General features: G+C 63.8%; 17 protein-coding genes. 9 read left to right on the forward strand and 8 right to left on the reverse strand.

The features are described from left to right. Positions 1-175 precede the first annotated feature (175 nt). Positions 176-1,114, reverse strand: coding sequence for a LysR family transcriptional regulator (locus tag QQL85_RS20740; RefSeq protein WP_284356212.1), 939 nt, complete (start codon positions 1,112-1,114; stop codon positions 176-178). Between the two features lie 146 nt (positions 1,115-1,260). On the opposite strand from QQL85_RS20740, the gene QQL85_RS20745 reads away from it, so the two are divergent. The 4 genes from QQL85_RS20745 to QQL85_RS20760 are packed head-to-tail and all read left to right on the forward strand — an operon-like array spanning position 1,261 to position 5,042. Next, positions 1,261-2,088, forward strand: coding sequence for an amidohydrolase family protein (locus QQL85_RS20745; RefSeq protein ID WP_284356211.1), 828 nt, complete (start codon positions 1,261-1,263; stop codon positions 2,086-2,088). A 40-nt stretch (positions 2,089-2,128) separates the two neighbouring features. Continuing rightward, a complete protein-coding gene (locus QQL85_RS20750) occupies positions 2,129-3,478 on the forward strand; it encodes an MFS transporter (RefSeq protein ID WP_284356210.1) in 1,350 nt (449 codons plus the stop codon). Next, complete coding sequence (locus QQL85_RS20755; RefSeq protein WP_284356209.1) at positions 3,475-4,215, forward strand: SDR family NAD(P)-dependent oxidoreductase; 741 nt, start codon at positions 3,475-3,477, stop codon at positions 4,213-4,215. Before QQL85_RS20750 ends, QQL85_RS20755 begins: the two co-directional genes overlap by 4 nt. Next, positions 4,212-5,042 (forward strand): sugar phosphate isomerase/epimerase family protein, encoded by an 831-nt coding sequence (locus tag QQL85_RS20760; protein WP_284356208.1) that lies wholly within the window; start codon positions 4,212-4,214, stop codon positions 5,040-5,042. The genes QQL85_RS20755 and QQL85_RS20760 overlap by 4 nt, the downstream gene beginning before the upstream one ends. Here QQL85_RS20760 and QQL85_RS20765 read toward each other — a convergent pair. Then, positions 5,033-5,449 carry a RidA family protein gene (locus QQL85_RS20765; protein ID WP_012271993.1) on the reverse strand — a complete coding sequence of 139 codons (417 nt, stop codon included), beginning with the start codon at positions 5,447-5,449 and terminating at the stop codon, positions 5,033-5,035. The genes QQL85_RS20760 and QQL85_RS20765 overlap by 10 nt on opposite strands. Beyond that, positions 5,449-6,768: a flavin-containing monooxygenase gene (locus tag QQL85_RS20770; RefSeq protein WP_284356207.1), complete on the reverse strand. Its 1,320-nt coding sequence runs from the start codon at positions 6,766-6,768 to the stop codon at positions 5,449-5,451. Before QQL85_RS20770 ends, QQL85_RS20765 begins: the two co-directional genes overlap by 1 nt. Before the next feature lie 303 nt (positions 6,769-7,071). Between QQL85_RS20770 and QQL85_RS20775 the strand changes: the two genes are divergently transcribed. Both QQL85_RS20775 and argE read left to right on the forward strand, forming a co-directional pair. Next, positions 7,072-7,749, forward strand: coding sequence for a DUF1028 domain-containing protein (locus tag QQL85_RS20775; protein ID WP_284356206.1), 678 nt, complete (start codon positions 7,072-7,074; stop codon positions 7,747-7,749). Next, positions 7,742-8,902, forward strand: coding sequence for an acetylornithine deacetylase (argE, locus tag QQL85_RS20780; RefSeq protein WP_284356205.1), 1,161 nt, complete (start codon positions 7,742-7,744; stop codon positions 8,900-8,902). The genes QQL85_RS20775 and argE overlap by 8 nt, the downstream gene beginning before the upstream one ends. A gap of 119 nt (positions 8,903-9,021) precedes the next feature. On the opposite strand, the gene QQL85_RS20785 is transcribed toward argE, so the two are convergent. The 3 genes from QQL85_RS20785 to QQL85_RS20795 form a co-directional block, all read right to left on the reverse strand. Then, the gene (locus tag QQL85_RS20785; protein WP_284356204.1) at positions 9,022-10,290 is read right to left on the reverse strand and encodes a carbohydrate porin; all 1,269 of its coding nucleotides are present in this window, start codon (positions 10,288-10,290) and stop codon (positions 9,022-9,024) included. 127 nt (positions 10,291-10,417) lie between these two features. After that, on the reverse strand, positions 10,418-12,835 hold the full coding sequence (locus QQL85_RS20790; protein ID WP_284356203.1) for a glucose/quinate/shikimate family membrane-bound PQQ-dependent dehydrogenase: 2,418 nt from the start codon (positions 12,833-12,835) through the stop codon (positions 10,418-10,420). A 219-nt stretch (positions 12,836-13,054) separates the two neighbouring features. Continuing rightward, complete coding sequence (locus tag QQL85_RS20795) at positions 13,055-13,405, reverse strand: cupin domain-containing protein (protein WP_284356202.1); 351 nt, start codon at positions 13,403-13,405, stop codon at positions 13,055-13,057. A 117-nt stretch (positions 13,406-13,522) separates the two neighbouring features. Here QQL85_RS20795 and QQL85_RS20800 point away from each other — a divergent pair, with 117 nt between their 5' ends. Both QQL85_RS20800 and QQL85_RS20805 read left to right on the forward strand, forming a co-directional pair. Next, positions 13,523-14,422 carry a LysR family transcriptional regulator gene (locus tag QQL85_RS20800; protein WP_284356201.1) on the forward strand — a complete coding sequence of 300 codons (900 nt, stop codon included), beginning with the start codon at positions 13,523-13,525 and terminating at the stop codon, positions 14,420-14,422. A 111-nt stretch (positions 14,423-14,533) separates the two neighbouring features. Then, positions 14,534-15,733 carry an MFS transporter gene (locus QQL85_RS20805; RefSeq protein WP_284356200.1) on the forward strand — a complete coding sequence of 400 codons (1,200 nt, stop codon included), beginning with the start codon at positions 14,534-14,536 and terminating at the stop codon, positions 15,731-15,733. 9 nt (positions 15,734-15,742) lie between these two features. On the opposite strand, the gene QQL85_RS20810 is transcribed toward QQL85_RS20805, so the two are convergent. After that, the gene (locus QQL85_RS20810; protein WP_284356199.1) at positions 15,743-16,354 is read right to left on the reverse strand and encodes a LysE family translocator; all 612 of its coding nucleotides are present in this window, start codon (positions 16,352-16,354) and stop codon (positions 15,743-15,745) included. Positions 16,355-16,459: 105 nt separating this feature from the next. Between QQL85_RS20810 and QQL85_RS20815 the strand changes: the two genes are divergently transcribed. Continuing rightward, positions 16,460-17,428, forward strand: coding sequence for a GlxA family transcriptional regulator (locus QQL85_RS20815; protein ID WP_284356198.1), 969 nt, complete (start codon positions 16,460-16,462; stop codon positions 17,426-17,428). Positions 17,429-17,486: 58 nt separating this feature from the next. Here QQL85_RS20815 and QQL85_RS20820 read toward each other — a convergent pair whose 3' ends face one another. Further along, the gene (locus QQL85_RS20820) at positions 17,487-18,338 is read right to left on the reverse strand and encodes a CAP domain-containing protein (RefSeq protein WP_284356197.1); all 852 of its coding nucleotides are present in this window, start codon (positions 18,336-18,338) and stop codon (positions 17,487-17,489) included. Positions 18,339-18,474 lie beyond the last annotated feature (136 nt).

Consider the following 18,474-nt stretch of genomic DNA (forward strand, 5'->3'; position numbering starts at 1 on the left):
CGGTCTGTACTGCTGTGAACAGTCAGAATCGGGCATTTAGTCCCACCACCCCTTCAAGTCTAACCATACAAGCGGGCTTGCCCGCGAAGCAGGCAACTCGGTGGATGGCACCGGCTCCGCCGGTGTTCGCGGGCAAGCCCGCTCCCACAGGGGCGTGTTAGCCCCAACACTTGTGTCAGTTCGGCGCAATCGCCCGCCCCAGCTTCTGCGCCTGCCCCTGCAACACCCGCATCAAATGCATCGCCGCATGCGACGGCGGTTCGAAGCGCGAATAGACAAAGCTGATGTCGAAGTGAATCTCGTCCGCCAGCGGCACCACCGCCAGGCCGCTGTCTTGCGCCACGAACTCGTCGATCACGCTGATGCCCATGCCTTGCTTGACCAGCGCCACCGCCTCGTTGGCATTGGTGAACGACAACAGTGACGGCAACTGTGCGCCGTGCCGCTCGATGTGCTCGGCCAGCAGTTTGCCAAACGGCATGTCGGGCCTGAACAGCAGCAGCGGATGGCCTTCCAGTTGTTGCAAGGTCAGCGAGGTATGCCCGGCCAACGCGTGGTCGGGTGGCATCACCACCACCATGCGCCCGCGCATGAAGGGCTGTGAATGCAGGTGATCGTGTACCACGGGCAGGGCGGCAATCGACAGGTCGACCTTTTTCGACAGGATCTGGTTGGGCATCTCGCCCATCAGCGAGGTTTGCCACTCGATGTTCAGCGAAGGCGCTTCACGCTTGAGCTGGGCCAGGGCAATCGGGATGACCACCGTCGACAACGACGCGCTGCACGAGATGCGCAGCTTGCGGTGGCCGCCTGCGCCCAGTGACAGGGCGCATTCGTTGACCTCCAGCGCTGCCTGGTACACCCGCTCGACTTCGCGGAACAGCACCTGTGCCTCAGCCGTGGGCACCAGGCGGTTGTTGATGCGCTCGAACAGGCGGTAGCTCAAACGCCCTTCGATGTACTGGATCAGCTTGCTGACAGCTGGCTGCGACACATACAGCAGCTTGGCCGCCGCGCTGATCGAGCCGGTCAGCATCACGGCACGGAACACTTCCATGTGCCGCAGCTTGAACACCATGGGGCTTGCGTCTGCGCCTTCGTTGCCAAGCAGCATATCTATTACCTTCGGTTATGGTTTTTGCCATCTGGGTATGAGCGTCAAACCCGGCCACGCAGTATCTTGAACCCAGCCAAATTGCCCTTGCGGCGCACAATAACAAGATCTGAAGGCAAGCGCAGTGGCGCTGCCGGGAGTGCTGCGTGAACATCTTTGACGAACCTAAGATCGATTGCCATAACCATTTGTTTGACCCCGCCCGTTTCCCTTACCACCCCGACGCACCCTATGCGCCCTCCGGCCAGGAAGTCGCCACCCAGGAACAGTTCACCCGGGTGATGGACACCTACGGTGTGCAACATGCCTTGCTGGTGGGCCCCAACAGCGGCTACCACACCGACAACCGCTGCCTGCTGCATGCCCTGGCCACCGGGCAGGGCCGGTTCAAGGGCGTGGCGGTGGTCGAGACGGGTATCCACCTCGATGCGCTGGCTGCGCTGCAGGCGCAGGGGGTGGTCGGCATCGCCTTCAACCCCGCGTTGTACGGGGTGGCCAGCCTCAAGGACGTTGATGGCCTGTTCGGCAAGCTGGCCGAGCTCGGCCTGTTCGCCCAGGTGCAGGTGTGCGAAGACCAACTGCTTGAACTGCGCAGCCTGCTTCAGGGGTCGCGTACACGCTTGCTGATCGACCATTGCGGCCGGCCGGACGTGGCGGCTGGCGTGCAGCAACCAGGCTTCCAGGCGCTGTTGCGGCTGGCTGACAGTGGCCGCGCCAGCGTCAAGCTGTCAGGCATGCAGAAGTTCGCGGCAGCCGATGCATTGCTGGAGCAAAGCCGTGCCTATGTGCACGCCCTGCTCGAAGCCTTCGGTGCGGATGCCTGTGTGTGGGGTTCGGATTGGCCGTTCATTCGTCAGCGCTCGCGGGTGGACTACGGCCCGTTGCTGAAACTGGCCGAGCGCCTGATGCCGGATGCCCGGCTGCGCCAGGCAGTGATGTGGGACACCCCACGACGTCTGTTCGGGTTCGCCTAGAACCTGGTTTTGCCATTCCAATAACAAGAGAGCAACCGTCATGAACACTGAACAGAACGCCAGCCTCGGGGTGTTCGACACCCCGGCGCGCGCGCAGCAACGAACCCGTACCCGTTTCATGATTCTGGCGCTGATTTCTGGCGGCACCATGATCAACTACCTCGACCGCAGCGTGATGGGCATCGCAGCGCCCAGCATCAGTGCCGACCTGGGCCTGAACGCGGCGATGATGGGGGTGATCTTTTCTGCTTTTTCGTGGACCTACGCCGCTGCGCAGATCCCGGGTGGCATTCTCATCGACCGGCTGGGCACCAAGCTCACCTACTGGCTGGCACTGACCCTGTGGTCGCTGTTCACCGGTCTGCAAGGGCTGGCCCAGGGCTTCCTGTCGCTGCTGGGCATGCGCTTTCTGGTGGGGGTGACCGAGGCACCGTGTTTCCCCACCAACAGCCGGGTAGTGGCCACCTGGTTCCCGCAGAGTGAGCGGGCCAGGGCAACCGGTATCTACACCTTTGCCGAGTACACCGGCCTGGCGTTCCTGACGCCGCTGCTGTTCTGGGTACTGCACGCCTATGGTTGGCGCTTTTTGCTGATGGCCGTGGGCCTGATGGGCATCCTCTATGGCTTGGTCTGGTGGCGCAAATACCATGAGCCGCACCAGTCCACCACGGCCAACCAAGCCGAACTGGACTACATCGCAGCGGGTGGCGGGGTGGTCGATGGCGGGCAGAAAGCCACGGTGTTCCGCTGGTCGCAGATCCCGGCGCTGCTCAAGCATCGCAACATGCTGGGCATCTGCCTGGGCCAGTTCGCCTGCAACTCCACCAACGTGTTTTTCCTCACCTGGTTCCCCACCTACCTGGTGACCGAGCGGCACATGCCCTGGCTGAAGGTCGGCTGGGTCGCGGTGCTGCCGTTCATTGCCGCCTCGCTGGGTACGCTGGTGGGGGGCTGGTTGTCAGACGCCTTGCTGCGCCGTGGCTACTCGCTGAACGTGGCCCGCAAGCTGCCGGTGATCGCCGGGCTGCTCACTGCCTCGGTGATCGTGCTGGCCAACTACGTCGAGTCTGACGCGCTGGTCATCACCATCCTGTGCATCGCCTATTTCGCCCAGGGCATGTCGGCGCTGGCCTGGATGATCGTGTCAGACATCGCCCCCAAAGGGCTGCTGGGCCTAAGTGGCGGCCTGTTCAACCTGTTCGCCAACGCGGCGGGCATCGTCACGCCCTTGACCATCGGCATTATCGTTTCGCTCACCGGCTCGTTCGTCTGGGCCCTGGCGTTCGTGTCGTCGATCACCGTGCTGGGGGCGCTGTGCTACCTGTTCATGGTCAGCGACCTGCGTCGCTTGCCGGAAATTCCTTCTGTCGAAAATGGAGCAAAACAATGAGCCAGTACCTGCAAGGCCAGACTGCAATCGTCACTGGTGGCATGCGTGGCATCGGCCTGGCGATCGCCCAGCGCCTGCATAGCGCCGGCGCCCAGGTGGTGATCTGGGACCTCGCTGTCGATGGCTGGGACAGCGTGGAAAACGGCTTCGAGCCGGTGCTGCGCCAGGCGGTCGACGTGTCGTCGCTGGCCTCGGTGGAGGCGGCATTCGCCGAGGCGCTGGCGCGCCTTGGGCAAGTACAGATCCTGGTCAACAATGCCGGCATCAATGGCCCGGTGGTGGCATCGTGGGAATACCCGCCAGAGGCCTGGGACAAGGTTATCGCCATCGACCTGAACGGTGTGTTCTATTGCTGCCGCACCGCCATCCCGCACATGCGTGAAAACGGCTACGGGCGCATCGTCAATATCGCCTCCATGGCCGGCAAAGATGGTGTGCAGTACATCTCGGCTTACTCCGCCGCCAAGGCCGGGGTCATTGCCTTCACCAAGGCGGCGGCCAAGGAGCTGGCACAGGATGGCGTGCTGCTCAACTGCGTGGCACCGGCCATGGTCGAGACGCCGCTGATGGCCGAGATGACTGCTGAGCACATCGCCGCAAGCAAGGCTAAGATCCCCATGGGTCGCTTCCTCAAGGCCGAAGAGATCGCCAACATGGTCAGCTGGATCGCCGGGCCCGAATGCAGCTTTACCACCGGCTTTGTGTTCGACCTCAGTGGCGGGAGGGCGACCTATTGAATGGCCTGGGCGTGGCGCACCTGACGGCGCTGGAGTTGGCGCCGACGAGGCTGGTACGCGAGGCGCGCCGCGCCGGCTTCAGTGCGGTGGGGCTACGCCTGCACCCGGTGATGGCGGATGCACTGGCCTATCCGGTTGCGGCGGGTAGCCAAGCCATGCGTGAACTGCGAGCAGTGATGGCAGGGGAAGGTATGCATGTCTCTGACATCGAGTTCGTCTCGCTCACGGCTCGAACCCAGGTTGCTGATTACCAGGCCCTGTTGGCCGCAGGTGCCGAACTGGGGGCGGCAAGCCTGACAGTGTCCGGGGACGATGAGGATGTTGCGCGGCTGACCGGCAACTTTGCAGCGCTGTGCGAGCTGGCGCGTGGCTATGGCCTGCGTGTGGACCTGGAGTTCATGCGCTGGCGGCCGGTGGCGACCTTGCAACAGGCGTGCGCGGTGGTGACGGGGGCGGGGCAGGACAACGGGGGTGTGCTGGTCGATGCCTTGCACCTGTTCCGCTCAGGTGGCCAGGTGGCTGAGATCGCGCCAATCAACCCACATCTGCTGCGAGCCGTGCAGTTGTGCGATGCACCCCTACAGGCGCCGGCGGATGCGCTGATCATCCAGGAAGCACGCGAGGGTCGCTTGCTGCCGGGCCAAGGGCAACTGCCGCTGGCACCATTGCTGGCGGCGTTGTCGGGTGACGTGAGCATCAGCGTGGAAGTGCCGTCCGCCGGCATACCTGTAGAACAGCGGCTGCAAGCGGCGGCGCGGGCAACCCACGACTGGCTGCACGGCAAGCGACTATTGTCACCTGCCGTACAGGTTGCCGGTCATTCCTGATCCGGTACCACGGCGATCACGTCGATCTCCATCAGCCACTCGGCTTGGGCCAACCCGGCCACCACCAGCCCGGTGGAGATTGGGAACACACCTTTGAGCCACTTGCCCACTTCCTTGTACACCGGCTCGCGGAAGCGCGGGTCGGTGATGTAGGTGGTGGTCTTGACGATGTGCGAAAGGTCCGAGCCGGCTTCTTCAAGCAGCTGCTTGACGTTCTTCATCGCCTGCTCGGTCTGCGCCTGGGGGTTACCCAGGCCCACCAGCTTGCCTTCGAAGTCGGTGCCGACCTGGCCGCGCACATAAATGGTGTTACCGGCCCGCACGGCCTGGCACAGGTCATTGTCCAGGGTCTGGTTGGGGTAGGTTTCCTTGGTGTTGAACATGCGGATGCGGGTATGGGTAGGCATCAGTGGGCTCCGAGGGTGCTGACGTTGCTGAGGGTGTTGGCTTGCTGCGCATCCGCCTCGCGCTGGTCGCGGTCGCGGTAGGCGGTATAGGTGCGTTGGGTGGCGATATGGCCGGCGACGTGCTTGGCGTCGTGCCACACACCCCAGATGAACGAAGAACCACGGCGCGACAGCCACGGCAGGCCGAGGAAGTACACGCCCGGTTCGCGGGCTACGCCACGCTGGTGCTGGGGCTTGCCGTTGGCGTCGAAGGTGTCCACTTGCAACCAGCTGAAGTCCACGCCATAGCCGGTGGCCCAGATGATGCTGGTGACACCGGCCTGGGCCAGGTCCAGTTCCCGCAGCGGGCTGCTCATGCAGGCCGGGTCGGCCAGGCGCGTGCGGGCTTCGGGCTCTTCCGGCAGGTCCAGGCCGTTGCGTTCGATGTAGGCATCGGCGGCATCCAGCAAGGCCAGGTAGTTTTCATCGCCGCGGTTGATGTTCTCCACCAGGTTGTCCTGGAAGCGCGCCACGCCGTTTTCGAACGACTGAGTCAGGCCGACCAGGGTCATGCCTTGATGGGCGAGGGCACGGAAGTCCACGGTGTGGCCGCCACGGGCGCCGCTGACGGCAATGGTCACATGCTCGCGACCGGGCTTGGCGATTTCGGCGTCCCATTCACCCAGCACACCCAGCCACCAGCAGAAGTCGCGGTTACGGTAGGCACGAGGCGGGCGGTCGTGGGCACCGACCGACAGGTACACCTGGCGGCCTGCACGCATCAGTTCTTCGGCGATTTGCACGCCAGAGGAGCCGGCACCGACCACCAGCACCGCACCTTCTGGCAGTTGCTCAGGGTTGTAGTAAGCGGCGGAGTGGATCTGGTGCATGTTGCTGTCTTTCGGCGCGATGGCCGGAATCACTGGCTTCTGGAACGGGCCGGTGGCGGCGACCACGCGGTTGGCGCGAATCACGCCTTCGTTGGTCTCGATGGTGAAGCCGGGGCGGTCGCTGTTACGCACTACGCGCTTCACTTCGATACCGGTGCGCACTGGCAGGTTGTACTTGCGCACATACTGCTCGAAGTAGTCGGCCACCTGCTCTTTGCCAGCGAAAGCGTCGGCGTCGAGGTTGAATGCCAGGCCGGGGAAGCGGTCGTGCCAGACCGGGCCGTTGGCGACCAGCGAGTCCCAGCGGCCGGTGCGCCAGGCCTCGGCTATGCGGTTGCGCTCCAGCACCAGGTGCGGCACGCCAAGCTTGTTGAGGTGTTCGCTCATGGCCACGCCGGCCTGGCCGGCGCCGACGACGAGGGTGTCGATTTCGAGGTTGTTCAGTGTCATGTCCGAGCCCTTGTTCAGGCGGTTTTTGTCAGGTCGGTTTGGAGGACCGCCGTTGCCTGGGGCCAGACTAGGGATGCGACGCAAATGGCGAAAATAGTATTTAGCTGGTGCTTGCCGATAAAACGGCGAAGGCCCTGATTTACCTGGCCTGTAGCGTGGCTTTAGGTCGATTTGATGGTGTTTCTCAAGCTGATTTGCAGGCTTAGTTTTTTCCTGCTCAAGGCACAGGAAAATGTTGGTTTCGTGGGCCAGAAGGTTGCGCCCAGAATGCCCTGCATCGCACAGGACAACAGGAGCATTACCATGACCTTCTCCATCATCGGCCGCTGCCAGGAAACCGGCCAGGTCGGCATCGCCATCAGTTCGTCGAGCATTGCCGTAGGTGCCCGCTGCCCTTGGGTGCGTGCCGGTGTTGGCGCCGTTTCCACCCAGAACATCACCTTGCCGGCGCTGGGCCCGCAGATTCTCGATGCCCTGGAACAGGGCCAGTTGCCACCCGCCGCAGCGCTGGACCGGGTGCTCAGCGCCAATGGCTGGAGCGAGTACCGCCAGGTCACCGTGATCGACAGCCAAGGCCAGGTGGCGCTGTTTACCGGTCGCGAGGCATTGGGCACGCACAACGCCGTGGCCGGTGAGCAGTGCGCGGCGGCGGGTAACCTGTTGTCCTCGGCCCAGGTGACCGAAGCCATGGTAGCGGCCTTCGAGCAGGCCGGCGGGCACCTGGCCGACCGCTTGCTGGCAGCCATGCACGCGGCAATGGCTGCAGGTGGTGAAGCTGGGCCGGTGCACTCGGCGGCGCTGAAGATTGCCGGCGAGTTGACCTGGCCGTTGGTTGACTTGCGCGTGGACTGGGCCGACAGCGACCCGATCGGCGTGCTCGACGGCCTGTGGCAGGCCTATCGCCCACAGATGCAGGATTACGTCACCCGTGCCCTCAACCCGACCGCTGCACCCAGCTATGGGGTGCCGGGCGATGAGTGAATTTGCCAGCCGCGCGCTGCTGGCCCGGCTGATCGGCTTTGCCACGGTCAGCCGGGACTCCAACCTTGAGTTGATCGGCTTCATCCGCGATTACCTGGCCGAGCTGGGGGTGGAGTGCGAGCTGTTCCACAACCCGGAGGGCACCAAGGCCAACCTGTTCGCCACCATTGGCCCCCAGGATGTTGGCGGTGTGGTGCTATCGGGCCACACCGATGTGGTCCCGGTGGATGGCCAGGCCTGGACGGTCGAGCCGTTTGCCCTGAGTGAACGTCAGGGGCGTCTGTATGGTCGCGGCACGGCTGACATGAAAGGCTTTATCGCGTCGGTGCTGGCCGCCGTGCCGGCGTTCCTCGCCCAGCCGTTGCGCATGCCTGTGCACCTGGCGTTTTCCTATGACGAGGAAGTCGGCTGCCTGGGTGTGCGCTCGATGCTGGCTGCGCTTGAGCAGCGCCCGTACAAGCCGCGCCTGTGCCTGATTGGCGAACCCACCGAACTCAAGCCGGTGCTGGGGCACAAGGGCAAGCTGGCGATGCGCTGCCAGATACATGGCGCGGCCTGCCACTCGGCGTATGCGCCGTATGGGGTGAATGCCATCGAATATGCGGCGAAACTGATCGGCAAGCTGGGTGATATCGGTGATGCACTGGCTTTGCCGGAGCATCACGACGAGCGCTTCGATCCGCCGTTCTCCACGGTGCAGACCGGGGTAATCAAAGGCGGCAGGGCGCTGAACATCGTGCCAGCGGAGTGCGAATTCGATTTCGAAGTGCGGGCCTTGCCGGGGTTTGAGGCGCAGGCTGTGGCTGACCAGTTGCAGACCTATGCGCAGGCTGAGTTGTTGCCGCGCATGCGCAAGGTCAATGCAGCCAGCGACATTCGACTGGAGCCGTTGAGTGCGTATCCGGGGCTGGCGACGCCTGCCGACGGTGAAGCGGCGCAGTTGGTGGCGTTGCTCAGTGGTACTGATGAATTCGGTACCGTGGCGTTTGGTACCGAAGGCGGGTTGTTCGACCAGGCGGGTATCCCGACCGTGGTGTGCGGGCCAGGCAGCATGGACCAAGGGCACAAGCCGGATGAGTTTGTCAGTGTCGAGCAGTTGCAGGGCTGTGATGCCATGCTGCTCAGGCTGGTGGATTACTTAAAGCAGGATTAATTATGCTGGCTTCTTCGCGGGTAAACCCGCTCCCACAGGTACTGCACAGGTCCTGAGATTGGCGGGGGCCTGTGGGAGCGGGTTTACCCGCGAATGGGCCGCAGCGCGGCCCCGGCGGATTAGAAGGTTGCCTTGACCTGCAAGCCTACAACCAGCGCGTTGTCGATGTCCTTCCCGGAGAACGCCCCTGGCTCGATGATGTATTGCACATCCGGGCGCAGGTTCAGCCACGGCGTGGCCTGGTAGCCATAGCTCAGCTCGATCAACTGCTCGGCACTGTCGATGTCGGGGAACTGCTGGCCAGCATTGAAGGCGGCATCTTCCAGCACATCGCGGCTACGCGGGTTGGGCACGGCACGGCCGTAACCCAGTGCCACGGTGTCCTTCGGGCGGCCTTCGAACGGCTTGTACAACACCACGCCGGCGCCATACCACTTGGTGAACGGCGAGGCAGCCTTGCTCGACGCCGAGTACTGGCCGAAGGCATGCAGGCTGCGGCCTGGCGAAGCGTGGTCGTTCCACACTGCCTGGTCGATCAGCAGGTAGTGGCCGCCACGGCCGGACACTTCATCATCGCTGCCGATGCGCTTCACGTCGGAGCTGTCGTAGTAGTAACCCAGCTTGTACTCGCCGGGCAGTTCACCCTGTAGCTTGTACACCAGCTCTACCGGTACCACGGTGCCGGTGGTGTGCTTGGGGCCCAGGTGCCAGGCACGGCTGGAGTTGCCGTTGCTTTCGGGGTCGACGTTGAACGCCGCCACGCGCAACTGCCAGGCAGGTGACAGGTCGTACTTCACCCGCACGCCCAGGTGGGCGTTGGGGTAGTTGGTCCAGCCACTGCCGCCCGACATGTTCAGCGGGTGACCGCAGAAACCGGCGTTCATGAAGTTGCACAGGATACCGCTGTCCAGGCCGCCCAGGTCGTTGCCCATGGCCATGTAGCCCAGCTTGACGTTGAGTGCCGGAGTGAACAGGGTGCGCTCGTAGCTCAGCTCGGTCAGGCGGGTATACAGGCCACCGAAGTTCTCCTGGATCGGCAGGCGGTTGCCTACCAGGTCTTCCGAGGCGCTGTTGCCGCGACGGTCGTTGATGGTCAGCTGGACCTTGCCGCCGTTGTCCAGGCCGTACAGTTTCGACAGGTCGAACTGCACGCCCAGCTTCAGGTTCTGCGAATAACGCGCCGAGCGGTGCAGGCCACCGTGGGCGTTGTAAGCGGTTTCGCCGCTGTAGTCGCCGGTGAACTTGACGCCGTCGTCTTCCAGCTGGTGACGCAGGCCGCCCCAATCACCGGTCAGGGTGCTGCGGGTCATCAGGTCGCCGTCGGCCAGGGCGGTGGTGCTGGCCAGGGCCAGCAGCAGGGTGGGGGTGATGCGGATTGCGGATGGCATTGCTAAATCTCGGATGATTTTTGAGGGCCATTCGCGGGCAAGCCCGCTCCCACAAGGACTGCACAGTTCGTAAGGGCAGTGAGTATCCTGTGGGAGCGGGCTTGCCCGCGAAGCAGGCGACGCGGTCTTACGGCAGTGCGTAAGAGATCACATAGTCGCCACGGTCAGTCGACTGGCGCGCACCGCCAGCGGTGATCACCACATACTGCTTGCCGGTCTTCGGCGAGACGTAGGTCATCGGGCCGCCCTGACTGCCCACTGGCAGGCGGGCCTTCCAGATTTCGTTACCGTTGCTGCTGTCGTAGGCGCGCAGGTAGAAGTCCTGGGTGCCGGCGATGAACACCAGGCCGCCTTGGGTCGACAGGGTGCCGCCCAGGGTCGGCAGGCCGATCTTGATCGGCAGGTGCATACGGATGCCGAGCGGGCCGGTGTCCTCGACAGTGCCCACCGGTACCTGCCAGGCCACCTGGCGGGTCTTCATGTCGATGGCGGTCAGGGTGCCGAACGGCGGTGCCTGGCACGGAATGCCGGCGACCGACAGGAAGCGGTTCTTGTTCACGGCATACGGGGTGCCCTTGAGCGGTACAGCGCCCATGCCAGTGTTCAGTGCTTCGCCACCAGAAGCCGCGCCACCCTTGTTCTGCGACGGGATCATCTGGATCCACAGGCCCAGGCGCATGTCGTTGACGAAAATGAAACCATGCACCGGGTCGGTAGAGATGCTGCCCCAGTTCATGCCACCCAGCGAACCCGGGAAGCTCAGTGACAGGTCGGTGCCCGGCGCGGTGTACAGGCCGTCGTAGCGCATTTTCTTGAAGTCGATGCGGCACAGCAACTGGTCATACGGAGTAGCGCCCCACATGTCCGATTCGGTCAGGGTTTGCGAGCCGATCTGCGGCATGCCCACCGACTTCGGCTGGGTTGGAGAGTACGGCTCGTTCGGGATGTTGCTTGGCTTGACCGGTACTTCGTCGACCTGGGTCAGCGGCTTGCCGGTGGCGCGGTCGAGTACATAGATCTGCCCGGCCTTGGTGCCGATCACCACCGCAGGTACCGACTGGCCGTCGTCCTTGGTGAAGTCGATCAGGCTTGGCTGCATCGGCAGGTCGAAGTCCCACAGGTCGTTGTGAACGGTCTGGAATACCCACTTCTGGTTGCCGGTGGTGGCGTCCAGGGCCAGTACCGACGCGCCGTAGGTGTGGTCCAGCTTGCTGCGCTCAACGCCATAGATGTCGGTGGACGAAGAGCCCATCGGCAGGAATACGGTGTTCATGGCCGGGTCATAGGACATCGGCGCCCAGCTGTTCGGGGTGCTGCGCACATAGGTACTGTCGCCCTGCGGGGCCTGGCGATCTTCCGGGTTGCCCGGGTCGAAGGCCCAGCGCATTTCACCCGTGATCACGTCGAAACCACGAATCACGCCGCCTGGCATGTCGGTCTGGACGTTGTCGGCAACGCGGCCGCCGACTACCACGGTGGTACCGGCCATCAGCGGCGCGGAAGACAGCTGGTAGTAGGAGTCCGGCACGTTACCCAGGCCAGTCATCAGGTTGACCTGGCCGTTGTTGCCAAAGCCCTGGCAGAACTCGCCGTTGTCGGCGTCGACGGCAATCAGGCGGCCGTCGATGGTGTTGGTCAGCAGGCGACGCTGGCAGTTGGCCCCGGCCGGTACGCTACCGCCGGCGATCGGCGAGCTGTTCGGCTGGGTTGGCTGGGCGATGGCAGCAGTGGAATCGAAGTAGGCCATGCCACGGCAACGCTGCCAGACCTTGGACTGGGCGTTGATTTCGTTTTTCCACAGCTCTTTGCCGGTGTCGGCATCGAGGGCGATCAGGTTGTTGTGCGGGGTGCAGATGAACACTTTGTTGCCGATCTGCAGCGGGGTCAGCTGATCTTCGGCACCGTTGCCGTCACTGATGGCCACGTCGCCGGTGTGGTAGGTCCACGCCACTTTCAGCTTGTTGACGTTGTCGCGGTTGATCTGGTCCAGCGCGGCGAAGCGGCTGCCACCTTCGGTATTGCCGTAGTGGGCCCAGTCTTTTTGCTCCTTGCCAGCTTCGACCGGGGTCATACCTGGGCCTTTGCCGGTTGGGGCAACGCTTGGGTGGGCAACGAACATGTTGCCGGCAGCGATCACCAGCACCACGGCCATGACGCCGGCAACACCGTAGGCACTGCGGCCAGCACTGGCGCCGTTGGCACGCGCCAGCAGCGGGTAGACCAACGCCACCACCATGCCGATTGCGCCGAACATGAACAGGCGCGAGAACAGCGGCCAGAACACCAGGCCGGCATCGACCAGCGCCCAGATGGCAGTGCCGGCCAGGAATGCCGCATACAGCCAGGCACCGGCCTTCTTGCGGCGGGCGATGAGAATACCGGCGATGGCCATGGCCAGGCCGCCGATCAGGAAGTACCAGGATCCGCCCAGGCCGGCCAGCTTGATGCCGCCAGCAGCCAGGAGGAGGCCGAGCAGGGCGATGATCACGCCCAGGCCGACCAGGAGGATGTTTGTGGCGCCAGAGGCGCGCGGTGTTTCGTTCATGCCAGGGATCTCAGCAGGTGGAATGCGCGCAGTCTAAGCCCTTAGCTTGCTAATTAACAAGTTGGTACATAATTTTGTGAGGCTGATTGTCGCAGGGCTGAACTTGCGAAGGTGTGGCTAAAAGCCTAGAACATGTGCTGAAAAATGCATTAAACGATATGTTCATGTTGGTTAATAAATATGCATTCATACTTTGGTCGAGTTGGAATTTGGCCGTGGTCACACGGGCCAAGGTGCGCTGCTGCTGTAAAAAACGGCGAGCCAGACAGTGGCTGTACCGGGGGCAGTCCATTCCACGCGGTGACGGCAGTGCGGTGGAATGTCCAGGCAATCGCCCGGTGCCAGAAGACGCGTGTGCTGCTCGTGTTCGAAACGCAGGGCCGCACTACCACTGAGCAGCACGATCCACTCGCCCTCGGCCTGGTCGTACCAGAACCCGGGCGGGCTGGCCTGGCCGCTGGAGACGATACGCTCCACGCGCAAGCCAGGGCGGCTCAGTAGTTCGTCTACACATTCGGCACGGGTGGGGTCACAGGGTGGCAGGGCAGTCAGCAGGTTGCTGGGTGTCATGGGAAGCCTCGCTTGAAGGGGAGTGGCTCCACTATGGACGCAATCACCGCGCAGCGCGCTGCTTGACCCGCCCCGCGGTTTGTAAGAAGTTTCTGAGTTTTGGAAGACGGGCAGCAGATGGACAAACTCCTGGCGATGAAGATGTTCGTGGCCACCGTCGATGCCCAGGGCTTTTCTGCCGCTGCGCGCAGGCTTGGGCTGGCGACATCGTCGGTAACGCGCCTGGTCGACGCCCTGGAAACGGCCTTGGGCGCCACGTTGCTCAACCGCTCGACGCGCCAGGTCAGCCTGACCGAGGCCGGCGCCCGTTACTATGAGCGCGCCCGGGGCATTTTCGAGGCGCTGGACGAGGCCGATGCCACGGTTGCCGACCGTGGCGAAGAGCCTGTCGGTGTCTTGCGGCTGTGCCTGCCGGTGGAGTTCGGCAGGCGGGTCATCGCCCCGCACCTGGGGCCGTTCCTGGCGCGGCACCCGGCGCTGGAGCTGGACATCGACCTCAGCGACCGGCTGGATGATTTGCTGGACGGGCGTTATGACGTGTCTATCCGCCTGGGCGACCCTTCGCCCAATGACGAACTGGTGTGCCGCCAACTCGGTCGCTTCGAGCGTTGGCTGGTGGCCAGCCCGGTTTATCTGGCCGGTCGTGAACCGCTGCAGCACCCTCGGCAGTTGCTGGAGCACGCCTGCCTGCGCTTTCGCTATGGGCAAAAAGCGCGGCCCTGGCGCCTTGCGCGAGGGCCGGACAGCCTGGCGCTGGACGTAACCGGGCCGTTGCGCAGCGCCAATGCCGACATGTTGCGCGAAACCGCGTTGGCGGGCAGCGGCATCGCGCTACTGGCCGACTGGCTGGTGCGCGAGGATGTGCTAGCGGGGCGCCTGCAGCGGGTGTTCCCCGACTGGCAGGTCAGCCCAGGCATGGCCAACAACAGCATCAACGCCCTGTACCTGCCCAATCACCGTGGTTCGCGGCGGGTGAATGCGTTCATCGATTTTTGCGAAGATTTGTTGAGTCAGTAGGCCTGGCATTGCGCCGTGTGCAAAACCGCGTTGCGCCAGGGCCGGATTCTCTGCGCGGGTGCGTCTGAGTAAGGTAGCCGGCATATTCCACCGTTTGCCGAGGAACCTCGCATGAACCCCTCCCTTGCCACCGTGCAGCCTGCAGCCACCGGCCTTAGCCGGGCCTTGGTCGTGCTGCTGGCGTTCTGCTGTGGCGCGATCGTCGCCAACATCTACTATGCCCAGCCCATTGTTGGCTTGATCGCGCCGGACCTTGGGCTGTCCACCGAACATGCCAGCCTGATCGTGTCGCTCACCCAGTTGGGTTACGCCTTGGGCCTGCTGTTGCTGGTGCCGCTGGCCGACCTGCTGGAAAATCGCCGGTTGATGGTCGCCACCGCCGTGCTGGCTTGCGTCAGCCTGCTGTTGGCGGGGACCAGTAGCAGTGGCCAAGGCCCGCTTTTTCTAGGCTATGCGCTGCTGATCGGTTTCAGTTCGGTGGCGGTGCAGATGCTGATCCCGCTGGCAGCGCACCTGGCGCCGGAACAGCAGCGTGGCCGGGTGGTCGGCAACATCATGGGCGGGTTGTTGCTGGGTATCTTGCTGGCGCGACCGTTGTCCAGCCTGGTGGCTGACCACTTCGGCTGGCGCGCCGTGTTCATTGGTGCCGCCGGGGTGATGCTGGCGATCATCCTGCTGCTGGCGCTGACGCTGCCGCAGCGGCGGCCCGAGCACAAGGCCAGTTATGCAGGGTTGATGCTGTCGCTGCTCACCCTCTTGCGACGCTATCCGCTGCTGCGCCAGCGTTCGTTGTACCAGGCACTGATGTTCGCAGCGTTCAGCCTTTACTGGACGGCGGTGCCCATGGCGCTGGCGGGTGAGCATGGTCTGTCGCAAAGCCAGATCGCCGTGTTCGCCCTGGTGGGCGCGGTCGGGGCCGTTGCCGCGCCCTTGGCTGGCCGCCTGGCCGATGCCGGGCACGCCCGGTCCGGCTCGCTGCTGGCGTTGCTGCTGGCACCGGCGGCCCTGTTGCTGGGGCTGACGGCGCCGGGTTACAGCGTGATAGGCCTGGGCCTTACCGGTGTGCTGCTGGACTTTGCGGTGCAGATGAACATGGTCATCGGCCAGCGTGAAGTCTACGCGTTGGACCCGGCCAGCCGCGGGCGGTTGAACGCGGTGTACATGACCAGCATCTTCCTGGGCGGGGCACTGGGTTCTGCAGTGGCCAGCGCTGTGTTCAGCCAGTTCGGCTGGCAGGGTGTGGCGCTGGTGGGAGCAGGCTTGCCCGGGCTGGCATTACTGGTGTTCTTGTTCAAGGTCCGGGGTAACTGATACGCGGTGTTATCGGCCAAGCGGCAGCGCTACACCTATCAAGGCAAACAGGCTGCCGCAGCAACGGTTGAAACCTTTACCCCCCTTGGCCAGCCAAGGCCGAATACGAAACGCCAACCGCGCCAGCAGGTACTCGACCAGGAACTCGACGCTGGCAAAGGTCGCCGCCATCACCACGAACTGCAGCATCAGCCCGCGTTGGGGGTCGATGAACTGCGGCAGGAAGGCCCCATAGAAGAGCAGCACCTTGGGGTTGGCCATGGCCGACAACAGGCCTTGGCGGAACAGGCCGGCATTGCCAAGCCGCATGCTGCGCGCGGTCAACTCCAGGTGCAGCGCCGGGCTGCGCCACAATTGGATACCCAACCAGATCAGGTAAGCGCCGCCCACCCACTTCAGCACGCTCAGCACCGAGGCCGAGGTTTGCAGCAAGGCGCTGAGGCCGAACATCGCCAGGGCGATGACGGCGCTGAAGCCGAAGACCCCGCCAACAATCGTGAACAACGTGCGGCGCGCGCCATACAGGGCGCCATGGGTCAGGGCCAGTAGGCTGTTTGGGCCTGGGGTCAGTGATAAACCGATGCTGGCCAGCAGATAGATGAGCCAGGTGTCGAGTGCCATTTGCGTAAATGCCTTGTGGGTATGAAGGGCGTCAGTGTATGGCGCAAAGTGCCTCTGCGAAGGGTAGTATCTGGACATTGAACAGTCTTTTCTGGACGCATCGCCATGCTGCCTGATATCCGCTTGCTGATCTTGCCGTTACCAGACTTTGCCCTGCTGCCGTTCGGCGCCTTCCTCGACAAGCTGCGCTTCAGCGCCGACGACGAGGACTATAGCCAGCAGCGCTACTGCAGCTGGACAGTGGTTGGACTCACCCTCGACCCGGTGCCATCGAGCAGTGGCGCGGTGGTGCAGGTCGCGGCTGATGCAGGCCAGGTCGAACTGGACAGTTTTGACTACCTGGTCGTATTCGGCGGTCGCAATGCCATGGCTACTGCCGCCTTGGCACCGCGCTACCAAGCCTTGCTGAGGCGGGCCGGCAAAGCCGGGGTCAAGTTGGTGGGGGTCGATAACGGCGCCTTCCTGTTGGCCGCGTGTGGGCTGTTGCGGGGGCACAAGGTGGTGGTGCACTGGCGTCATGAAGCTGAGTTCCGCGCAGCGTTCCCTCAGTTGCAGGTGCTGCGCGAGCAGCTGTATTGCATTGACGGAGACCGTATCACCTGCGCGGGTGGCACTGCGGCCATCGACCTGGCGGTGGCGCTGTTGTCACAAGCCTGCGGACGAACCCGGGCGCTTAAAGGGCTGGCCGACATGCTGGTGGACGAAACCCGCGACAGCCGCCATGCGCTACGCTCGCTGGAAGTGGGCGCTGGGCAGGGCCGGCAGGTGCAGCGGGCACAAGCGTTGATGCGCCATCACTTGGGCTCGCCGTTGGCGGTGGAACAGCTTGCTGCTGAGCTTGGCATTAGCCGACGCCAGCTGGACCGGCAGTTTCAGGCCAGCCATGGCATGAGCGCCAAGGCCTGGTGGCTGGAAATGCGCTTGCAGCAGGCGCGTTGGCGCTTGCTCAATTCCAGCCACAGCCTGGCGCAGATTGCCGATGAAGTAGGGTTGGGCGATGCCAGTTACCTGGGCAAATGCGTACGACGGCGGTTTGGGTGTACGGCCTTTGAGTTACGGACAGGCAAGCAGTAGGCCTGATGCCTGTCAGCTAAACCATTGGGGCCGCTTCGCGGCCCCGATTCCAGCGGTTTTACTGCGGTGTCCCGAACAACCCCGTCCAGTAGATCCCCGCATCACTCTTCGGGTCCACCGCATAAGCCGCCCCCATTTCACGGAAGTCCGGGTTCATCAGGGTGGCGCAATGCCCTGGGCTGTCCAGCCAGCCCTCGACCACCTTGTGCGCAGTATCACGCCCGGCCGCAATGTTCTCTCCAATCTGCTGGTACAGGTAGCCGGCCAGTTCCGCCCGGTCACCGGGGGTACGGCCTTCCTTGTCGATGTGGTCGAAGAAGTTCTGGTTGGCCATGGCCCGCGTGTGGTTGGCGGCGACGCCGGCCAGTACCGTGCTCCAGCTCAATGCGGGGGCTGCGGCAAACGGCTGGCCGCCGCATTGGCGCGGCACCTTGCGCGCGGCGTTGATTTCCTGCAGCACCTTCTGCCCCTCGGCCTGCCAGTCACCCAGGCGACCGCTGAGCAGTGGCCGGGCCAGCACGATACGCCAGTCGCGGCCTTCCTGGCTGACGCCGATATCGACGAACTGCGGGTCGAGCACCACCTGGCAGAAGCTTTCTTCGATGGCATGCATGGCTGCGCGTGCATCGCGTGGGCCTGAAAGGCTGATGGCCTGGACGTTGACCATGGGGTAGGCGGCACGGGTCATGGCCTGCTGCAGGTCTCGGGTGCCTTCTGGCGACAGCGCCAGGCGGGTGTCGCTGTTGAGCGGCGGCAGCTCCAGCGACGCCCCACCACCGCAGGGCTGGGCCTGGCTGCGGTAGACATTGATCGAATCGATCAGTTGCGCCTCTTCGCCGGTGACAGCCAGTGCTCCGGTCGAGACGACCAGGCCCAGCGACAAGGCGGCAACGGATGACAGGACGCGCATGTGGATCTCCCTATGACTGGCAGCGTCGTGGTATGCGCTGCTCATCCTACACAAGCCCGGGGCGTTTGGCCCCTGGCGGGTGCAAAGCAATGAAAACGCCGGCAATCGTTGCGGGCGGCAAAAGAGGGAGTAGACC

It is taken from the genome of Pseudomonas putida, assembly GCF_030159595.1.
Taxonomy (GTDB): domain Bacteria; phylum Pseudomonadota; class Gammaproteobacteria; order Pseudomonadales; family Pseudomonadaceae; genus Aquipseudomonas; species Aquipseudomonas putida_AC.

Coding starts and splice junctions, on each gene's coding strand:
- QQL85_RS20740 (WP_284356212.1), bottom strand. CDS start 1,114: ATGCTGCTTGGCAACGAAGGCGCAGACGCAAGCCCCATGGTGTTCAAG.
- QQL85_RS20750 (WP_284356210.1), top strand. CDS start 2,129: ATGAACACTGAACAGAACGCCAGCCTCGGGGTGTTCGACACCCCGGCG.
- QQL85_RS20755 (WP_284356209.1), top strand. CDS start 3,475: ATGAGCCAGTACCTGCAAGGCCAGACTGCAATCGTCACTGGTGGCATG.
- QQL85_RS20765 (WP_012271993.1), bottom strand. CDS start 5,449: ATGCCTACCCATACCCGCATCCGCATGTTCAACACCAAGGAAACCTAC.
- QQL85_RS20770 (WP_284356207.1), bottom strand. CDS start 6,768: ATGACACTGAACAACCTCGAAATCGACACCCTCGTCGTCGGCGCCGGC.
- QQL85_RS20775 (WP_284356206.1), top strand. CDS start 7,072: ATGACCTTCTCCATCATCGGCCGCTGCCAGGAAACCGGCCAGGTCGGC.
- argE (WP_284356205.1), top strand. CDS start 7,742: ATGAGTGAATTTGCCAGCCGCGCGCTGCTGGCCCGGCTGATCGGCTTT.
- QQL85_RS20785 (WP_284356204.1), bottom strand. CDS start 10,290: ATGCCATCCGCAATCCGCATCACCCCCACCCTGCTGCTGGCCCTGGCC.
- QQL85_RS20790 (WP_284356203.1), bottom strand. CDS start 12,835: ATGAACGAAACACCGCGCGCCTCTGGCGCCACAAACATCCTCCTGGTC.
- QQL85_RS20795 (WP_284356202.1), bottom strand. CDS start 13,405: ATGACACCCAGCAACCTGCTGACTGCCCTGCCACCCTGTGACCCCACC.
- QQL85_RS20800 (WP_284356201.1), top strand. CDS start 13,523: ATGGACAAACTCCTGGCGATGAAGATGTTCGTGGCCACCGTCGATGCC.
- QQL85_RS20805 (WP_284356200.1), top strand. CDS start 14,534: ATGAACCCCTCCCTTGCCACCGTGCAGCCTGCAGCCACCGGCCTTAGC.
- QQL85_RS20810 (WP_284356199.1), bottom strand. CDS start 16,354: ATGGCACTCGACACCTGGCTCATCTATCTGCTGGCCAGCATCGGTTTA.
- QQL85_RS20815 (WP_284356198.1), top strand. CDS start 16,460: ATGCTGCCTGATATCCGCTTGCTGATCTTGCCGTTACCAGACTTTGCC.
- QQL85_RS20820 (WP_284356197.1), bottom strand. CDS start 18,338: ATGCGCGTCCTGTCATCCGTTGCCGCCTTGTCGCTGGGCCTGGTCGTC.